The 1,132-nt window shown below is 66.7% G+C and carries 2 protein-coding genes; both read right to left on the bottom strand.

Annotation, left to right across the window (positions count from 1 at the left end; genetic code table 11):
• A partial coding sequence (locus AB0J06_RS26365; protein WP_357432366.1) for a DNA-3-methyladenine glycosylase I occupies window positions 1–256 on the bottom strand: 256 nt, incomplete at its 3' end.
• 10 nt (window positions 257–266) lie between these two features.
• The coding region (locus AB0J06_RS26360) for an MFS transporter (protein ID WP_357432364.1) at window positions 267–1,132 on the bottom strand (866 nt) is incomplete at its 5' end.

Genomic DNA, 1,132 nt, shown 5'->3' with positions numbered 1-1,132 from the left:
TTTTCAGGGCCTTGGACAAGCGTGTTGAAGCGGCCGAGGTCGGGTTGGCCGTCCAGTACGCCAGGTCGACCTGCGCCGGGCGCTCGTCGGCGGACGGTTCAAACGACCACAGCCACGCCGCCAGCGATCCGGTTTCATCCACCAGCTCACAGGCCCGCCGGGCGTTGTTGATGGTGGAGACGATCTTGGCGCGATTACGCACGATGCCCGGGTCGGCCATCAGCCGCTCGATATCCTGCTCGGTGTACTGCGCCACCCGGCGAAAATCAAAGCCCTCGTGCCGCCAGTTGGCCGGCTTCCCGAGGGTCGCGGCGGTGATCCAGGGTCAGCAGCAGGCTCAGGGCAAAACACGCCCCCAGGCCGAAGCCGATCAGCGCCACCCACAGGTGCGGGAATTCCAGCGGCGCTGCCAGCAGGCCGATATAGCCCACGGTCTGGGCCAGCAGGCTGATGCTCAGCAGCGGTCGACGATCAATACCGCGTTGCGCCAGTGCGGGCATCAACAGCGCGGCGATCACCTGGAAGATCGTCATGAACGCCAGCAGCGAACCACTGGGCAGCACGTCCCAACCCAACTGCTGATAGTAGGCCGGCAACCACGCGACCATGCTCATGTAGCCGCAATTCACCAGGCCGAAATACAGCGCCAGCAACCACGCCCGACGGTTGCGCAGGCCCTGGAACGGCGCCGTCACCTGCGGGTTTTTCGCCGCACCCAATGGCAGCCACGCCCACAGCAACAGCGCGCCCAGGGCCGGTAGCAGCCAGATCCCGAGCCCCGCCTGCCAGTGCTGGAAATGCCCCGCCACCAACGGGCTGAGCAGCGCCGCCAAGCCACCGCCGCCCATCAGCGACGCCGAGTAAACCCCCATCGCCAACGGCACGCGCTGATGGAATTGGCGCTTGATCATCGCCGGCACCAGCGCCTGGATCAGCGCCACACCGGCGCCGCCAAACAGTGCGGTAGCCAGCAGCGCCGGCGCCTGGCCAAACAGCCAGCGCGCGAGGCACGCCAGCAGAATCATCATCAGGCCCAGGGCAATCCCGCGACGTTCTCCCAGCTTCGCCTCCAGGCGCACACCCACCAACGCTACCAGCCCCATGCAGATCACTGGCAGGCTGGTGAGCAGGG

This window comes from Micromonospora sp. NPDC049679 (genome assembly GCF_040659735.1).
In the GTDB taxonomy this organism is placed as follows: Bacteria; Actinomycetota; Actinomycetes; order Mycobacteriales; family Micromonosporaceae; genus Micromonospora_I.
The sequence above is the reverse complement of the archived record's forward strand: the minus strand, read 5'-3'. Positions and strand labels throughout refer to the sequence as shown.